14 protein-coding genes are annotated in these 17,544 nt (G+C 39.8%); 3 read left to right on the top strand and 11 right to left on the bottom strand.

Annotated features, from left to right (window positions below):
- Nucleotides 1-150 precede the first annotated feature (150 nt).
- The 4 genes from QL229_RS20125 to QL229_RS20110 all read right to left on the bottom strand — a co-directional run bounded on the left by QL229_RS20125 (nucleotide 151) and on the right by QL229_RS20110 (nucleotide 4,072).
- Nucleotides 151-528: a hypothetical protein gene (locus QL229_RS20125; RefSeq protein WP_138556897.1), complete on the bottom strand. Its 378-nt coding sequence runs from the start codon at nucleotides 526-528 to the stop codon at nucleotides 151-153.
- Nucleotides 529-726: 198 nt separating this feature from the next.
- Complete coding sequence (locus QL229_RS20120; protein ID WP_135924400.1) at nucleotides 727-1,275, bottom strand: NAD(P)H nitroreductase; 549 nt, start codon at nucleotides 1,273-1,275, stop codon at nucleotides 727-729.
- Nucleotides 1,276-1,338: 63 nt separating this feature from the next.
- A complete protein-coding gene (locus QL229_RS20115; protein WP_138556896.1) occupies nucleotides 1,339-2,049 on the bottom strand; it encodes a DoxX family protein in 711 nt (236 codons plus the stop codon).
- A 61-nt stretch (nucleotides 2,050-2,110) separates the two neighbouring features.
- A complete protein-coding gene (locus QL229_RS20110) occupies nucleotides 2,111-4,072 on the bottom strand; it encodes an NADPH-dependent 2,4-dienoyl-CoA reductase (protein ID WP_199526543.1) in 1,962 nt (653 codons plus the stop codon).
- 198 nt (nucleotides 4,073-4,270) lie between these two features.
- On the opposite strand from QL229_RS20110, the gene sppA reads away from it, so the two are divergent.
- Nucleotides 4,271-6,136 carry a signal peptide peptidase SppA gene (gene sppA, locus QL229_RS20105; protein WP_138556893.1) on the top strand — a complete coding sequence of 622 codons (1,866 nt, stop codon included), beginning with the start codon at nucleotides 4,271-4,273 and terminating at the stop codon, nucleotides 6,134-6,136.
- Between the two features lie 59 nt (nucleotides 6,137-6,195).
- Nucleotides 6,196-7,206 (top strand): asparaginase, encoded by a 1,011-nt coding sequence (ansA, locus tag QL229_RS20100; RefSeq protein WP_135924396.1) that lies wholly within the window; start codon nucleotides 6,196-6,198, stop codon nucleotides 7,204-7,206.
- A gap of 40 nt (nucleotides 7,207-7,246) precedes the next feature.
- Here the strand turns inward: ansA and gndA are convergent, their stop codons facing one another.
- On the bottom strand, nucleotides 7,247-8,620 hold the full coding sequence (gndA, locus tag QL229_RS20095) for an NADP-dependent phosphogluconate dehydrogenase (RefSeq protein ID WP_054553937.1): 1,374 nt from the start codon (nucleotides 8,618-8,620) through the stop codon (nucleotides 7,247-7,249).
- A 425-nt stretch (nucleotides 8,621-9,045) separates the two neighbouring features.
- Between gndA and pyk the strand changes: the two genes are divergently transcribed.
- Nucleotides 9,046-10,479, top strand: coding sequence for a pyruvate kinase (pyk, locus tag QL229_RS20090; RefSeq protein ID WP_135924395.1), 1,434 nt, complete (start codon nucleotides 9,046-9,048; stop codon nucleotides 10,477-10,479).
- Between the two features lie 73 nt (nucleotides 10,480-10,552).
- Here pyk and QL229_RS20085 read toward each other — a convergent pair whose 3' ends face one another.
- From QL229_RS20085 to QL229_RS20060, 6 genes are all read right to left on the bottom strand, one after another.
- Complete coding sequence (locus tag QL229_RS20085; RefSeq protein ID WP_135924394.1) at nucleotides 10,553-11,377, bottom strand: LytTR family DNA-binding domain-containing protein; 825 nt, start codon at nucleotides 11,375-11,377, stop codon at nucleotides 10,553-10,555.
- Nucleotides 11,374-12,447, bottom strand: a complete 1,074-nt coding sequence (locus QL229_RS20080; protein ID WP_135924393.1) for a histidine kinase — start codon at nucleotides 12,445-12,447, stop codon at nucleotides 11,374-11,376. The genes QL229_RS20085 and QL229_RS20080 overlap by 4 nt, the downstream gene beginning before the upstream one ends.
- A gap of 155 nt (nucleotides 12,448-12,602) precedes the next feature.
- On the bottom strand, nucleotides 12,603-14,159 hold the full coding sequence (locus QL229_RS20075; protein ID WP_135924392.1) for a SulP family inorganic anion transporter: 1,557 nt from the start codon (nucleotides 14,157-14,159) through the stop codon (nucleotides 12,603-12,605).
- Nucleotides 14,160-14,304: 145 nt separating this feature from the next.
- Complete coding sequence (locus tag QL229_RS20070; RefSeq protein WP_036968198.1) at nucleotides 14,305-14,763, bottom strand: Lrp/AsnC family transcriptional regulator; 459 nt, start codon at nucleotides 14,761-14,763, stop codon at nucleotides 14,305-14,307.
- A gap of 97 nt (nucleotides 14,764-14,860) precedes the next feature.
- Complete coding sequence (locus QL229_RS20065) at nucleotides 14,861-15,502, bottom strand: MBL fold metallo-hydrolase (RefSeq protein WP_138556891.1); 642 nt, start codon at nucleotides 15,500-15,502, stop codon at nucleotides 14,861-14,863.
- A 1-nt stretch (nucleotide 15,503) separates the two neighbouring features.
- Nucleotides 15,504-17,300, bottom strand: coding sequence for a M14 family metallopeptidase (locus QL229_RS20060; RefSeq protein WP_138556889.1), 1,797 nt, complete (start codon nucleotides 17,298-17,300; stop codon nucleotides 15,504-15,506).
- Between the last annotated feature and the right edge of the window lie 244 nt (nucleotides 17,301-17,544).

Below are 17,544 nucleotides of genomic sequence, written 5' to 3'. Positions count from 1 at the left end.
GATTTGAACCCTAGAGGGGCTACAAACCCCTGCCGGTTTTCAAGACCGGTGCATTCGACCACTCTGCCATCTCTCCGTACGGCGCGCATAATATTAGTTACCGTGGTCGATGTAAAGCCTTAATTGTAAAAAAACAATAAAAACTCATATTTAGTAATACTGTTTAGGTCGACGCGCAATCATTGAGCAGACAAAACAGACAATTAAACTGATAAGAGCAAACCCTGCCCCCTGAACAATAACGTCTATTTTATTTAGATTGTTATTTGGTACTATCACTAATAAAAATGCGGGTAAGCAGGTTAAGGTCAATACATAACAACAAACTTTAAAAGCGCGACCAAAATCAAACCGCTTAGTACTGTGCATCCACCACGTAAGTAACAACAAAAACCCAATAGCAGATAAGCCAAGAAATTGTGGCGCTCTAGTTGAGATAGCCACAAAAAAAGTGAGGGCAGCACCTATAATGCCCCATATTGACCAAGCGAACCAATTTTCTTTTTCTCGTAAAAATAAGTTTCCCATTGTCCTCGTCTTCTTTATCGTTATTTTTTAAGACTATCCCTACGTTAACAAAAAACAACCGATTAAAAAACACACTGAAGAATAATTATTTTGTTTTTTGCATCCTAATAATTCTTACACTGCAGCTTAAATTAATTAAACTAACACATGCAAGCTTAATAGCATCTGACTGCATAAATATAAAAAAGTTCCTAATTTTTAAAGTCTCTCAAAAAAAGTATCTGGTTTATGCCTAATAGGCTTTTTAATATCAACTTCAGGAGTACCTAAATATAAGAAGCCAACTATCTCGTCATCAATTTTACAATTTAAAGCTTTTTTGACTGATTCACTTTGAGCAAAATAGCCTGTGCGCCAGATCCCACCTAATCCTTGGGCAAAAGCGGCCTGCTGCATGGCAAGCACTGCACAACCAGCACTTTGAACTTGTTCAATACGTGGCACTTTAGGGTTTTCTTTTACATCAGCAATGGCAATGATAATCATAGGGGCGCGAAGTGGTAGTTCTTTTGCACGATTAACCGTGCGCTCATCTTGATGTTCAGCAACTGCAGCTTGATGATAAATATCACCTAATCTATGCCGAGCATCGCCTTCAACAACAATAAAACGCCAAGGAGCAAGGCAACCATGATCCGGTACTTTTATTGCAGCTCTTTGAATAATCTCAAGCTGTTCTTCTGATGGACCCGGAGCTATAAGACGTGGATCTGATTGTCGAGTTTGTAAAAGAGTTAAAGCGTCCATTTAATTCCTATTAAAACATTAATACAGCGCCTCATTTTATAAAGGCATTAAAGTTCTAGCTTATCATTTATATTCACTTGCAATAAAGAGCTTAGTGCGATTTCTAACAAGCCAATAATCGAGGCTAAAATAGCGACCTCCCCCCGAAAAAAATAAGCTTAGTAGCATAACGAAATAGAGCGCTGAAAACTCAATACCATTATTTAAAATCACAGGTTTCCCTTTAGCATACAGGTATTCCGTATAACCATGAGTCTCTAATAACTCGCGCATTTTAGTTAATCTCTCACCCGCTTCTTTTGAATTAATCAAACTGGCTTCACTTGCAGGAATTGCAAGCCAATTGAGGACTCTTGCAGGGCTGGTACTCGCATCTGTTGGGGTAACAGCAAACCAGCCATTACTTGCGTGCACAGTCGTTGCAGCAACAAGCATAGTTATCATTAAGGGGATTGCTACTAAACGTGTGAACAGACCAAATAACAGCAAAATGCCGCCTAAAAACTCTGTCCATGCTGCTAAAAAGGCCAGTACAGAGGGCATTGGTAGGCCTAACCCCCATTCACTATTACCAAACCAAGCGACGATATCATCAGAGGCTAAAAAGTATTGATAAAAATGGTTAACATCACCGCTTAAGGCAAGTTTATTAAAGCCGGCAATGATCATCACTGGGGCTAAGATTAAGCGAATAAATAGGCTGGGTAGTCCATCTAAAAACTGAAGTTTAGTTAAGATGCGTTGGTAAAGAGGTAATAAGTGTGTGATCAACATTGCGGTCTCGTGACTAATTAGATTAATCACACAGACCGCGGGTTTTCTAGTTTACTTTCAATTAAATTTTACGAGCGACTTGTAGCGCTTCAAAAATCGCACGTTTCGCATCAATAGCGGCAGCTAATTTGGCTCCACCAATAACGTGAACTTTGGCGTTTTCTGTTTGTTTTTCGAATGTTTCTGTATTTGAAACCTGACCAATACAAGCAATCACAGTATCAACATCTAAGATTTGCTCTTCACCTTTAACAGTAATTTTCAAACCTTGGTTGTCAAAGCTAAGGTACTGACACTCAGCAATTTGCTTTACACCATGCTGTTTAGCAACTTGACGATGGATCCAACCCGTTGTTTTACCCAGTTCACTACCAAAACGCCCTGCACTTCGCTTAAGCATGTATATTTGGCGGTTATCTTTTTCAGGTGCAGCTTCACATTCAATACCCCATTGAGTTTTGAATTGCTCAATAGTTTGCCCTTTGTGTTCACTTAAAAAGGCAACCATATCAAAACCAATACCGCCGGCACCTAGAATCGCTATTTTGTTACCGAGCTCTACCTCACCGCGGATCACTTCATCATAGGCAAACACACGCTTGCCATCGTTACATTCTATTTTTGCTTCACGAGGTCTAACACCTGTTGCAAACACAACATCATCGTATTGGTTAAGCATGTTTTCTGTAAATTCAGTGCCTAGCTTTAAATCAACATTTAAGCGTTTTAACTCATTAGTAAAGTAATTAAGAGTATGGTTAAAGTCTTCCTTACCAGGTACTTGCATTGCTAAATTAAATTGACCGCCCATCTGCTCTTTACGCTCAATTAGAGTCACTTTATGACCTTTTTCTGCTAAATAGCAACTAGCAGCCAGACCAGCGGGGCCTGCACCAACAACAAGCACTAAACGAGAAGATGACGCTTTTTCAAGGCTATAGTCTAATTCAAAAGCAGCCTGTGGGTTAACTAAGCAAGTCGCACGTTTGTTTTTAAATACATGGTCTAAACAACCCTGATTACAGCCAATACAGATATTGATTTGCTCTGACTTGTTATTTACGTATTTATTAAAAAACTCAGGATCCGCTAATAAAGGACGCGCCATCGAAATTAGATCAGACTCACCCGCCTCTAAAATACCATTGGCTATTTCAGGTGTATTAATGCGGTTTACTGCGATTACTGGTACCGATACTGTATCTTTTAAACGTTTTGATGCCTCTTTAAAGGCACCCGGTGGTACCATGCTCGCTATTGTTGGAACACGTGCTTCGTGCCAACCAATCCCCGTGTTAAAGATATCAACGCCCGCTTTTTCAAGTGAAAGCGCTTGTTGTTTAACTTCTTCAGGTGTCGAGCCGTTTGGGATCAGATCCATTACAGATAGGCGAAATACAATAATAAATTTTTCACTTACTTTAGCGCGAACAGCTTTTACAATATCAATAGCTAAACGCATACGATTTTCAAGGCTACCTCCATAACTATCCGTACGTTTATTAGTATGGTTAGCCATGAACTCATTAATCAAATAGCCTTCAGACCCCATTATTTCAACACCATCGTAACCTGCTTTTTCAGCTAGTTTTGCTGAGTTTGCAAAGTCTTTAATAGTCTTTTTTATTGAGCCTAACGACATTTCTTTAGGTTTATAAGGATTAATAGGTGCTTGAATAGCACTTGGTGCTTGATTAAATGGATGATATGCATAACGGCCAGCATGTAATAATTGTAAGCAAATTTTTCCGCCATGTTGATGCACTGCATCCGTATATGCGCGATGTTTAATCACATCATAAAACGAGTTAAACGTTGAGGCGAAAGGCGATAGCTTACCTCGTAAATTTGGACTGTAACCACCAGTTATAATTAATCCAGTGCCACCCTTTGCACGTGCTTCATAAAATGCGCGCAAGCGTTTACGGTTGTGCCATCCCTCTTCTAAGCCGGTATGCATTGATCCCATAACCAAACGGTTACGAAGTTCGGTATGCTTTAATTGTAATTTTTGTTCTAACATTGTGTGCCCCGTTAACTGGTCGAACCTCTACTTGAAATAGATTCTGCGGTAATAACTTAGAATAATCAACTTTTCGCTAGTAAATATTCTGTAGCAAATTGTCTTTTTAAACACTCTGTTACTATTTAACAGTTAAATTTAAAGTTAATCTAAGCTAAGATGAGTCATTACAAAGCTGTATTGAATTAAGGATTTATTTTGCTAGCAAAGATATTTAAAGGCATTTGGACTGGGATTAACTTCTCCCGCCGTTTAGTCCTAAACATTTTATTTTTATTACTAGTAATACTCTTTTTCGTTGCAATAACAGGTGAAGAAGACAAAGTAAAAGTAGCAGACGGAACTGTGTTGCGCCTCAACTTAAATGGCCCAATAGTTGAAGAAAAAACTTACGTTGATCCTGTAGAAGCTGCGATTAATGACGCAACTATGGGCAAAGAAGCACCATCAGAAATTTTACTTGATGATGTAATCGAAGTTATCAACGAAGCAACCAATGATGATCGCATCACTGTAATGCTACTTGACCTACAAAAAATGCCTAGTGCACACATCAATAAACTTAAGCAAATTACTAAGGCTATTGATGAGTTTAAAGCGGCTGGTAAACAAGTTATTGCTACAGGCTATTATTACACTCAAGCACAATATTATATTGCAGCTCATGCTGACGAAATCTCAATGCATCCTTACGGTGGTGTGAGTATCGAAGGCTATGGCATGTTCCCTCTTTACTTTAAAGAAGCATTAGAAAAGCTAAAAGTAACACAGCATATTTTCCGTGTTGGTACTTATAAATCAGCAGTCGAGCCATTTATTCGCAACGACATGTCTGATGCAGCAAAAGAAGCGAACAGCGTTTGGTTAACAGCACTTTGGAATGAATATAAAACAGATGTTGCTGCAAGCCGCCCATTCGATGAAAGCAATTTTGATGAAGATATGGATGTGTACTTAGCTAAAATGCAGGCCGTTGACGGTAACTCTGGTCAGTACGCTTTGAACAATCAATGGGTTGATTCTTTAAAAACATCACAGCAAATTCGCCAGCAACTGATTGAATTAGTCGGTGCAGAAGAAACCGGTAAGACCTTTAAGCAAGTCAGTTTCCGTGAATATCTATCATTGGTAAAACCACCTGTTGAATTTGACAACCCAATCACTGAAAAAGTAGCGGTTGTTGTTGCTAAAGGCACTATTGTCGATGGCGAACGCAAAGCCGGTGAAATTGGCGGTGATTCTACAGCTGCCCTACTTCGTAAAGCTCGTTTAGATGACAAAGTAAAAGCAGTGGTATTACGTATAGATTCAGGCGGCGGCAGTATGTTCGCATCTGAAGTTATTCGAGCTGAAGTTTTAGCTCTGAAAGCTGCTGGTAAACCTGTTATTGCTTCTATGAGCTCGGTAGCAGCATCGGGTGGTTACTGGATTGCCTCAGCCGCCAATGAAATTTGGGCTGCACCTAGCACAATTACAGGTTCAATTGGTGTGTTTGGTACGTTCATGACATTTGAAAATACTATGGCTGAACTGGGTATATATTCAGATGGTGTTGCGACAACAGATCTTGCAGGCTTCTCAATTGCGCGACCGCTTGATGAGAAAATGGCAGATATTATCCAACTAAGTGTTGAAAATGCATATAAACGCTTTTTAGATGTTGTGGCTGAAGCGCGCAATATGACACCTGAACAAGTAGATAAAATTGCTCAAGGTCGTGTATGGATTGCAACACAAGCAAAAGAGCTTGGTTTAGTTGATAAACTGGGTGACAAGCAAGATGCAATTGAAGCTGCCGCTGAACTAGCTAAACTTAAGCATTATGATGTTAAAACCATCAAACAATCGCTTACACCGCAAGAGCAAATGCTTCAAGATATCTTTGGTACAGCAGCAGTTAAAAGCTTCTTTGCTAAGTCTGATTCATCACAATCAGTATTGGCTACACAAGCTAATTTACAGAGCCTGATCAAGCAACTAAGTAGTGAAATTGACAATCTTAAAGATTACAACGATCCACAAGGCGTATACGCTCGTTGTTTGGTGTGTAATGTAATTCAATAAGTTACTTAGCAATTCAATTTTAGGTATACTAGGCCCAGTTATTTAACTGGGCCTTTTTTATGAAACGTAAACGTATATATATCGCCTACACAGGTGGTACCATCGGGATGAAAAAATCGAGCCGAGGCTATGTACCGGCTGAAGGTTTTTTAACCGAAACTGTGGTCAATAATGCAGAATTTAATCGTGACGAAATGCCTTTATTTGATATTCACGAATATTGCCCACTGATTGATTCTTCAGATATGTCACCTGCCCACTGGCAACTAATTGCTGACGATATCAAAAGTAAATACCAAGACTATGATGGCTTTGTGGTTCTGCACGGTACAGATACTATGGCTTATACCGCTTCTGCCCTGTCATTTATGTTCGAGAACCTGACAAAACCTGTAATTGTCACAGGCTCGCAAATTCCGCTTTCGCAGCTTCGTTCTGATGGCCAAGTCAACTTACTCAATGCAATGTATTTAGCAGCTAATTACCCAATTGCTGAAGTAAGCCTATTCTTTAATAACCAATTATTCCGTGGTAACCGTGCAACAAAAGCCCATGCTGATGGCTTTGATGCATTTGCCTCTCCGAATCTTGAACCTTTAGCATTGTCAGGAATTAATATTCAACTTATCAAAGGCCAGCTAAGTCCTTACGTTGATAATGCACTGCAAGTTTCCAATATTACTCCACAGCCTATTGGTGTACTTTACTTATATCCGGGAATCAGCCCTGAAGTGGTAAAAAGTTTAGTAAACGACAATATCAAGGCCTTGGTGCTCTTGAGTTTTGGTGTGGGTAATGCGCCACAAGACTCTGCATTTATAGATATTCTGAATGATGCAAGTAAGCGCGGTATGGTGATTGTTAATTTAACGCAATGTTTAAAAGGCCAAGTGAATATGGGCGGCTATGCCACAGGAAATGCTTTGCTTAATTGCGGTGTTATTAGCGGCTATGATATGACATTAGAAGCCTGTTTGACCAAGTTGCACTACTTATTTAGTCAAAAGCTTGAAGTAGAAACAATTCGACACTTGATGCAAGATAACCTTCGCGGCGAGTTAAGCCGTTAAAAAAAGGCACCAATTGGTGCCTTTTTTCGTTTTTTGATGATTAACGAACTTTTTCGTCAATCTCAACTAAGTCAGTTAAATGGCATATTTCACCGCTGTGGGTTTTAATACCATGTTCACCAAAGTAATCTCGTTGTGCTTGCACAAGGTGACCATTGCTTGGTGTTGTTAACGTCGCAATGTAAGTTTGCGTTGCTGTTAATACAGGGAAAGCAAGACCAGAAGCAACCGCTGCACCTGTCACTTTACGTAAAGCTGCTGACTCACGCTGCATAGAATCAATAAATTCTACACCTTCAGCAACGTTGTCTAAGTAATCAGCACGGATAATACAGCCTGCGCGCCATGTTTGTAGCGTTTTAGAAAGATCAACTTTCCACTGATGAGCGCGTGACGCACCTTTGATAAGTGCTAAACCTTGACGATAAGCAAGTAAACTTGCCAGAGTGAATGCATCTTTTAGCTCCGCTAAGTCTAAATCAACTGTGTCAGTTGCTTTAGCAGCGTAAGTCATTTCTTTAGCAGCATGCGTATCACAAGTATTTGTTAAGTGACGTGCTTGAACAGCTGCCACTAATGATGGTACTGCAATACCAAGCTCTAGCGCATTTTGCGCAGTCCATAAACCAGTGCCTTTAGCGCCAACCTTGTTGTCGATTAAATCAACTAGCGGTTCACCTTCTGTTGTTTCGAGGCTCAAGATATGGCTTGAGATTGACAGTAAGTAGCTATTTAATGTGCCTTCAGACCATTCATTGAAAATGTCCGCAACTTCTTTTGGTGAACGATTCGTGCCTAAACGCAATAATTGATACATTTCTGCAATTAATTGCATTAACGCATATTCGATACCGTTATGAACCATTTTCACAAAGTGACCACTTGCAGATTGGCCTACACGGGCAAAGCATGACTCACCTTTATAGCTTGCAGCTACTTTTTCAAACCACGGCTCAACACGCTCCCAGCCGCCTTCTGAACCACTTGCCATCATAGCTGGGCCGTGACGAGCACCTTCGGCACCGCCAGAAATACCCATAGTGGCAAATTCAAATTTGTTTTGATATTTAAGTTTACGGCTTATGCCGTCTTTATAGTTACTATTGCCGCAATCTACGATAATGTCATCACAGTCAACGCCTGCTTCTGCAAGCTCTGTACATACTTTATCAACCAATTCACCAGCAGGAACTAAAAGTAGAATCGAACGAGGCGGCTCTAAGCGTCTAACCATATCATTTAAATCAGACACAATATGTAAACGGTCTGCCAAACCTAGTGCTTTCGCACAGCTTAGTAACTCGGCACCCGCATCTGGGTTTTTATCATAAGCTACTAATGTCAGCCCTTTTTCAATCAGGTTGAGGGCAAGATTTTTACCCATAACGCCTAACCCTACTAATGCAACTTGCATTTAGTGTCCTCCTCGGTAACAACTATTGGTTAGTTAATCAAAATAAATACGCGCGCATTATACCCAAGCAGCCCAAAAATGCGAGCTTCCGAGCTAACTTGCTATAAATCTATAAAAGGCACGCAGCAAGCTGGGGTTAGTATATCAAATTAATAAGGGCATCGGACCAGATTTTTATAATACCCTTTAAAAAGGTATGTGTATTGACGCTACCTGACACCGGTGTCATAATAGCGTCATTAATGCTTTGTAAACTCTGTATTTAATACTAAGAGCCAGATACTCATACGTAAAAACAATTATTTTTTACTTATGAATTCTGCATTAAGCTTAATTTGATTCATTTATATGCTATTAAATAAGCACAACATTTTAATAGATAACCATCAATTCGCTTAATATTTTTAAGCGCACAGGAGAATTTGATGCTAAGACGCACTAAAATTGTTGCGACACTTGGGCCGGCAACCGATCGCGATAACAACTTAGAAAAAATCATTCGTGCAGGTGCAAATGTGGTTCGTTTGAACTTCTCACACGGCGTAGCACAAGATCACAAAGACCGCGCACAAGCAGTTCGCGATATTGCAAAGCGTTTAGGCAAGCACATTGCAATTCTTGCTGATTTACAAGGCCCAAAAATCCGCGTATCTACGTTTAAAGACGGTAAAGTAAACTTAGCAGTTGGCGCTAAATTTACCTTAGATGCAAAAATGGAAAAAGGCCAAGGCGATGTAAATGCTGTAGGTATCGATTATAAAGAGTTACCAAACGATGTTAAATCAGGTGACTTACTGTTATTAAATGACGGCCTTATCCAATTGACTGTTGATAGCGTAGATGGTCATTTAGTTCACACCACAGTAACTGTGGGTGGTGTACTTTCTAACAATAAAGGTATCAACCGCTTAGGTGGTGGTCTTACGGCTCCGGCATTTACAGATAAAGACAAAGAAGATTTAATCACAGCCACAGAAATTGGTGTTGATTATATTGCAGTATCATTCCCACGTAGTGGCGATGACATGCGCTATGTTCGCTCATTAGCAGAAGCTGCTGGTTCTAACGCGCAGCTTCTTGCCAAAATCGAACGTGCAGAAGCTGTAGAAACAGTTGAAGCAGTTGATGATATCGTACTTGCTTCTGATGCTGTTATGGTTGCTCGTGGCGACCTTGGTGTTGAGATTGGTGATGCTGCCCTTGTTGGTAAACAAAAGCTTATTATTAGCCGCGCACGTTCACTAAACCGTACTGTGGTAACAGCAACGCAAATGATGGAATCAATGATTGATAACCCGATGCCAACACGCGCTGAGGTTATGGACGTTGCAAATGCGGTTCTAGATGGCACTGATGCAGTAATGTTATCTGCTGAAACAGCAGCTGGTGACTACCCTGAAGAAACCGTTGCTACTATGGCCCGCGTATGTTTAGGTGCTGAGTCTCAAAAAGAAACTCACGTTTCTAAGCACCGTTTAGACAGCCGCTTTTCATCTAATGCTGAATCAATTGCACTGTCTGCTATGTATGCAGCCAACCACCTTGATTCTGTAAAAGCGATTGTGACACTGACTGAATCAGGTAGCACAGCTAAATTAATGTCGCGCATTAGTTCTGGCTTACCAATTTACTCATTATCACGTCACGCTAGCACTTTAGGTCAAACTGCATTGTATCGCGGTGTTTACCCTGTGTTTTTTGATTCAACTAAGTGTGAAGATGAAAATATGGTTCGCGAAGCACTCAATACATTAGTAGAACTTGGTTCTTTAAGCACCGGAGATACTGTGATTTTAACTCACGGTGATGCGATGGAAACTATTGGTGCTACCAATACAATGAAGATTGTGACAGTTTAAACTGTTGCAATCACTGATTAAAAAAGGCGCATTGATTGCGCCTTTTTTGTCTTTAACTGATTATGAAAGCTTATTAACTTGCTAGTGCAGCTTTTACTTTGTCACGATAGCTGCGGCTTACTTTTAACTCTTGTCCATTATCGAGAACTAACAAGTACTCCCCACTCACCTGAGTGACGAGCTTACTAATTTGTTTGGTGTTAACAATAGCACTGCGGTGAACACGAACAAACAGTTGCGGATCTAACTCTTGCTCTAGCTCTTTCATGGTTTTACGTAAGATATGAGTTTGGCCATCTTGGCAATGTAAACACATATAGTCACCTGCAGCATCAACCCATTGAATTGTAACAACAGGAACACGAACAATTTCGCCCTGCTCTTTTACTGCCAGTGATTCAGGATAACGACGATCTGCAAGGCTATCGCCTGTCGCAAGCTTTTTCAAAATCTCTTCACAATTGTTGCCAGTAATACCAGCCACAAAGCTTGCTAGTTTCTTCTTATGGGCGTTATCTTGTTGTGTTTTTAAATAAGTATGCACTTTTTCTACCGCCTGTTTTAGTCTGTTGTCATCGACTGGTTTAAGAATATAATCCAATGCATGAATCTCGAATGCTTTTACCGCAAACTGATCAAACGCAGTTACAAACACAATGGCAGGCAATGGATTAACACTTTCGCTTAAAGCGCGGGCCACTTCAAAACCATTCATATTTGGCATTTGAATATCTAAGAATACCAGTTCTATATTCCCTGATAAGCACTCATCTATTGCTTCTTGACCATTGCTACATAAACGAATTACTTCTATGTCTTCAAATTCAGAAAGTCGAACGGCTAAGCCTTTCCTTGCAAGCGGTTCATCATCAACGATCAAAGTTCTAATTTTGCTCATTTCTTAACAGCCTTTTCAAACGGAACGCGCAGATTTACTTTTAATCCACTTGGCGTATTGTCAGAGAGAACAAACGAGTAGTTGTTCTCATAAAGTGTTTTTAATCGATCCTGAGTGTTAGCTATACCAACCCCTTGAGAATTAACAAGCTGACCATTTTTAAGCTCAGTGCCAGGACCATTATCGCCTACTTCCAATAATAATTCATTTGCAAAAACTTGTGCCTTAATATCAATGACCCCGCCCTCGTTGAGTTGTGCTATCGCATACTTAATGGCGTTTTCGATCAACGGCTGGAGAATTAAACTTGGTACTAAGGCTTTTTTTGCTTGTTCGCTTACATCAACGTTAATTTGTAAACGCTCATCAAAGCGTACTTTCTCAATTTCTAAGTACAGCATTAATGCATGAATTTCTTGCTCTAATGGAACTTTTTTAATTGGATCTGTATTGAGTGTATAACGCAAGAAATCACTTAATTTAGACACCATTAAATTAGCATCTTTATTCTCTTTAACCAAAATAAGTGTAGAGATTGCATTAAGCGTATTAAATAAAAAGTGCGGATTAAGCTGATAGCGTAGCATCTTAAGTTGTGCTTCGTGAGCCATTGTTGTCGCTTTTAAAGCCTTTTGACGTTCACTTTGCAATAACTGGTAATACTTAATACCAAAATATAATCCACTCCAACAAAGGATAATATAGACTGAATCTAAACCTTGCTGAAAGTAATAAAACCACTCATTTGGGCGATAACCGTGGCGATATATCTCCCATAAATTAAATTTTTGTACTACAGCCCAAAGTGTGCCCGTTAAATAAGAGGCACCAAATACTACTAACATGAGTACCCAAGGCGAAGCATTCCACACTTTGCGATACATGTAGCGTAAAGGCACTGTCATTAAACAACCAGCATAAGCATTTAATACAATGACAAACACGTAAATATCACGCATTTCAAATACTTTAGAGCCGATGTAATTAACTAACGCATACCCTATCCAGCCTGCAATTTGCAAAACCCAGAAAAAACGTTGTCGATTATCAACTAATGATTGCCAATTCAAAATATCAAGTTACCTTACAAACTTATAGTTATTATACCGATAGACTGTTATACAAAGCACTGCCGCCTATCTTAATTTTTTATAGCCTTAACGCATAATTCAGGTATAAAAAAAGCGAAGACGACAGCCGCCTTCGCTTTTTAAACATTGTCTATTTAAGCTAACTTATCAGAAGCTACCTTATAATGCGGATCCTCGATCACGTTTACTTCAACTAAATCACGCGCATTATGTAGAAGTTGGATACAATCAGGACTCAAGTGGCGTAAGTGCAATTTCTTGCCCGTTTTAGCATATTTATCTGCTAAGTTATCAATTGCCTCAATCGCACTGTGATCTGCTACTCGGCTATGCTTAAATTCGATGATCACATCTTCAGGGTCATTTTTAACATCAAATAACTCAGCGAAGTTTTTCACTGAACCAAAGAATAATGGACCATGAAGTTCGTATACTTTTGAGCCTTGCTCATCAATATAATTGTTTGTGTAAATATGTTTTGCATGCTGCCAAGCAAATACCAGTGCCGATACAATAACACCAACACATACCGCAATAGCAAGGTCAGTAACTACCGTTACACCCGATACAAGAACAATCACAAAGGCATCAGACTTAGGCACACGCTTCATCATCTTAAAGCTTGCCCATTCAAACGTACCAAGAACAACCATAAACATAACACCGACAAGTGCAGCCAGTGGGATCATTTCAATTAGACTTGCAGCGAAAATAATAAACGCTAGCAGCAATAATGCAGCACTGATACCAGATAAACGTGAACGACCACCAGAGTTAATATTAATCATTGACTGACCAATCATCGCACAACCGCCCATCGCTCCAAAGAAACCGCAGGTAATATTCGCAGCACCTTGACCGATACACTCTTTGTTACTGTGACCACGTGTTTCTGTTATTTCGTCAATTAAGGTTAATGTTAGTAATGACTCGATTAAACCAATTGCCGCAAGAACAAGCGCATAAGGGAAAATAATTTTTAATGTTTCTAGGTTAAATGGCACCATAGGGATGTGGAATTGTGGTAAACCACCGGCAATAGTTGCTTGCTCATTACCCGTCATACCTTTTAAGAAATCAAGAACGGTACGCGCTTCTAAGTCAAAACCAATTACCAATCCTGTAACTGTGACAATTGCAACTAATGAAGAAGGCACAGCCGTAGTCAGTTTAGGTAAAAAATGGATAATTGCCATTGTAAGTGCCACTAAGCCAAGCATAATATACAAGGCTTGACCTTCCATCCACTGCTGCCCTCCCATGCCATCAGGTACTTTGAACTGACCAAGTTGAGCTAAGAAAATAACGATAGCTAGACCATTAACAAAGCCGAGCATAACAGGATGCGGAACCATGCGAATAAATTTACCAAGTTTAAAGACACCCGCTAAGACCTGCAGAATGCCCATTAAAAGCACGGTCGCAAATAAATATTCAACTCCGTGATCTAATACTAAACTTACCATTACAACGGCTAATGCGCCGGTAGCACCAGAAATCATACCTGGACGGCCACCAAAAATAGCGGTGATCAAACCAACAATAAAGGCAGCATACAAACCGACTAAAGGTTCTACATTAGCAACAAAAGCGAATGCTACAGCTTCAGGCACCAATGCCAGTGCGACCGTCAAGCCAGATAAAATATCATTTTTAGCAGAGCTTGGCGCTTTGCTGAGTAAGTTAAACATTAAGTTCCTCTTTGTAGTGAATACGTTTCGGCAAGGCGCGCAATTCTAGCAAAAAGCAGAAAAGTTAACAATTATTAACAACAAAACGGTCAGTACTGTGAAGTACTAACCGTTTTTAACTGTTATCAATCGTAGTAAATAAAAACTAAAGTGGTAAAGACGTACTACGTTTAACACACGTCATAGTGACATTAGAATGAACTTCTTGTACAAACTCTAGGTTTAACAGGTTATCGCGAACAAATTGCTCATAGCCTTCAATACCTTTAGAGATAATACGAAGCATGAAGTCCATTGTACCAGCCATACTGTAACACTCAGTGACTTCGTCGTAGCTCATAATTAATCGTTCAAACTCAGCTAAGTTTGTTCTGCCGTGATTTGATAAACGAACATGGGCATAGACTAACATATCAAAGCCAAGCTTTTTCTCATCAAGCAAAGCAACTTTACCTTTGATGTAGCCATCTTGCTCAAGCTTAGCAATACGACGCCAACATGGCGATTGAGACAAACCAACTTTATCGGCAATCTCTGCCGTTGATAAGCTAGCATCTTGCTGTAATAATGCCAAAATTTGGCGATCTACTTGGTTAAGAGACATTTTATTTCTTTTTCTTTAAGATTATGGGTTAAATTATATAACTGATTTAAAAAACAGTCTGCTTATTTTCTACTACTTATGCAATGAAATTGCAATTTTAGCCATACTTACCACTGATAAAAGGGTTTGTTTTTCGCTCATGGCCTACCGTAGTGTTTGGACCATGACCCGCTAAGATAACAACATCATCAGTCAGCGTAAGTATTTGTGACTGAATAGATTCAATTAACTGACTGCTATTACCCTTAGGGAAGTCAGTGCGTCCAATTGAACCTTGAAAAATTACGTCGCCGACAACTACCTGCTGTGACTGTTCATGGTAAAACACAACATGGCCTGGTGTATGTCCTGGGCAGTGGCGAACAGAAAGCGATAGTTGACCCACCTCTATCGTATCGCCGTGGCATAACCACTTTGTAGGATAAAATGGTTCGATAGCATTAAAACCGAACATTTGTGCTTGCATAGGAAGTGCATCAAACCAAAATTGATCATCAATATGCGGGCCGATAATTTCAACATCATAATGCTCAGCTAGTTCTTTAGCGGCGCCAACATGATCTAAATGCCCATGAGTAAGATATACCGCAACCACTTTACATTTTAATTTCGTCAGCTCAGTGATAAGTTTTTCTTTATCACCGCCGGGATCAATTAATGCAGCTTGATTACTCTCGGTGCAAATTATAATACGACAATTTTGTGCAAAACCAGTCACCGGAACTGTCACTACTTTCATATTACTGTCCTTGTTCAGATTGCTCAAAGCTCATAAGAATTGGGTATTTTAAATAAGCTTGATCATAAAATGGCGTACGCTCATAAAGCCAATCTAGGCGCGCTTGTGGGTCATTTGCAAACTGCTTGTCCTCACGTATTTTTTGGTCAAACTCTAACGCCAAGGCAGGCTTTTCTTTAAGCATCTGTCTTGCGTAAGGCATCAATGCATAATTTTCAACATACTCAGTCCGCTGAAAAATAGTATTGAAGTCTCCCCAAGCAAACAATGAATCTGGCGCTTCTGGGTGCAGTAAGTGAGTAGCAAGTTCAGAGTATGGTTGCTCAGTCGATACTTTATACCAATCTAACATATTTAGGTTGTCTACTTTGGTATAATCAAAGCTGGCATCAACCCTAAAACGTCCCTCAAAAGGCGCTTTGGCAAAGCTGTAATCTTTCACAATTGCTTGAGTTAACGGTACAGATACGTTTTCAGTAACTTTATCAACCTTAATACCATGCAACTTTAACTTTTCAATAATGTGACTGTACGCAGGTGGAATGTAAAACGCGCTTGGCACATTAACAGTCTTTTTAACTTCTTTTTGCCAAAAAATAGGTAACGCGTCATAGTCTTTAGGCTGACCTAAATACTTAACCTCAGATTGACCAGAAAGTGCACTTTCAGAACGACTGTACGCAATTCCTTTAAATTCAATAGTGTCTGGTTGTTTTGCATATCCACGTTCAACAACTAATTGCGTTGGTTTGAAATCAAGCTCTTTTCTAACCGCCTCATTTAGTGCTTTATCGTTTGCAGCTAAGGCATCAATTGCACCATCAATGAAAACATAAGTACCTAACACACGCTGCTTATAGGGCTTTAATGAATGGTTCTCAACTAAAATAGTAGGTAATGAACGCAAGTCACCCCAGCCATTTGAAAAGCGTGGTGTGGCAACCCAGCCAGCTAGCCCTTTCTTAAATTCGCGCTTATCCATAACAAATACGAGAGGACCAGGAATATGCCCTGCCTTTTCAAGCTTCGCATCTATTACAGGCTTAAACAGATTATCTAATGCCTCAGATACACTTGGTGATTCACTTGAAAATACAGGGTTATAGCCATACGTGACATCGTATTGATAATCAGCACCATCGGTTACATGAACATCAACGTATAAATCTGGCTTAAACTGATTGATCACCTTCATCACACCACGAACTTCTGGGGTATCAAGCTTTGTGTAATCACGATTCAAGTTTAAATTTAGACCGTTTGTTCTAAAACCCATTTCTACTGGGCCACGCTGATTAATACGGTTATATTGACTACTACGCTCGTGACCGTCTACGTTTAAAATCGGTATAAACAGAATATTAACTTTGCTCAAGATATCGCGACGTTTACCCGTGGCAATATCGCGTAGCAGCATAAACATGGCATCTTTGCCGTCAATCTCGCCACTATGAATGCCCGCTTGAATAAAAATCGTAGGTTTAGTGTCTGCAACTAGCTGCTCTGCATCAAATAATCCCTGCTCATTTGCGACTAACATTTTCACTGCACGACCTGCACTACTAGTAGCGATGGTCTTTAATTTAAATTGAGTTGGGTTAGCTGCAACTAAACGGTCAACAAATGCCATTGTCTCATCATAATTAGGAGACAAAGTACCATCACTTAACTCGAACTCTGTCGTTAATGGCCCTTTTTCTTGTAGTAATGACACACTGTTTCCGTGCCATGGCATTAATGGGGGTAAGTGGCTGTCTAACGTTACTACAGCAGATAAAAACACTAAACTCGCAAACATATCACTCTCAAGTGCGGAACTTATTCTAATACCTGAAATTATACCAACTAATTATTATGGATTGCGTAAACTGCGGTGATTCAACAAAAAAATGGAGCAAATGACATGCTAGCTAGCATCTATAATGAAGTAATGAGTGATTTTCAGGATCAAAAAAAGGAGCACTAGGCCAATGCCAGTCAGTTAAGCTGACTGGCATTTCTTTTTTTATGTGGGTACTTTGATGGCTTAGGCTTTATCGCTC

The sequence above is a fragment of the Pseudoalteromonas sp. PAR1 genome (assembly GCF_947311895.1).
In the GTDB taxonomy this organism is placed as follows: domain Bacteria; phylum Pseudomonadota; class Gammaproteobacteria; order Enterobacterales; family Alteromonadaceae; genus Pseudoalteromonas; species Pseudoalteromonas lipolytica_C.
This window is presented reverse-complemented; position numbering and strand designations above follow the sequence as displayed.

Bases quoted from the DNA above. Each gene is read 5' to 3' on its own strand.
- QL229_RS20110 (WP_199526543.1), bottom strand. From the start codon at position 4,072: ATGTTAGAACAAAAATTACAATTAAAGCATACCGAACTTCGTAACCGT.
- QL229_RS20070 (WP_036968198.1), bottom strand. From the start codon at position 14,763: ATGTCTCTTAACCAAGTAGATCGCCAAATTTTGGCATTATTACAGCAA.
- QL229_RS20120 (WP_135924400.1), bottom strand. From the start codon at position 1,275: ATGGACGCTTTAACTCTTTTACAAACTCGACAATCAGATCCACGTCTT.
- pyk (WP_135924395.1), top strand. From the start codon at position 9,046: ATGCTAAGACGCACTAAAATTGTTGCGACACTTGGGCCGGCAACCGAT.
- QL229_RS20065 (WP_138556891.1), bottom strand. From the start codon at position 15,502: ATGAAAGTAGTGACAGTTCCGGTGACTGGTTTTGCACAAAATTGTCGT.
- QL229_RS20085 (WP_135924394.1), bottom strand. From the start codon at position 11,377: ATGAGCAAAATTAGAACTTTGATCGTTGATGATGAACCGCTTGCAAGG.
- QL229_RS20075 (WP_135924392.1), bottom strand. From the start codon at position 14,159: ATGTTTAACTTACTCAGCAAAGCGCCAAGCTCTGCTAAAAATGATATT.
- QL229_RS20060 (WP_138556889.1), bottom strand. From the start codon at position 17,300: ATGTTTGCGAGTTTAGTGTTTTTATCTGCTGTAGTAACGTTAGACAGC.
- QL229_RS20115 (WP_138556896.1), bottom strand. From the start codon at position 2,049: ATGTTGATCACACACTTATTACCTCTTTACCAACGCATCTTAACTAAA.
- QL229_RS20125 (WP_138556897.1), bottom strand. From the start codon at position 528: ATGGGAAACTTATTTTTACGAGAAAAAGAAAATTGGTTCGCTTGGTCA.
- ansA (WP_135924396.1), top strand. From the start codon at position 6,196: ATGAAACGTAAACGTATATATATCGCCTACACAGGTGGTACCATCGGG.
- gndA (WP_054553937.1), bottom strand. From the start codon at position 8,620: ATGCAAGTTGCATTAGTAGGGTTAGGCGTTATGGGTAAAAATCTTGCC.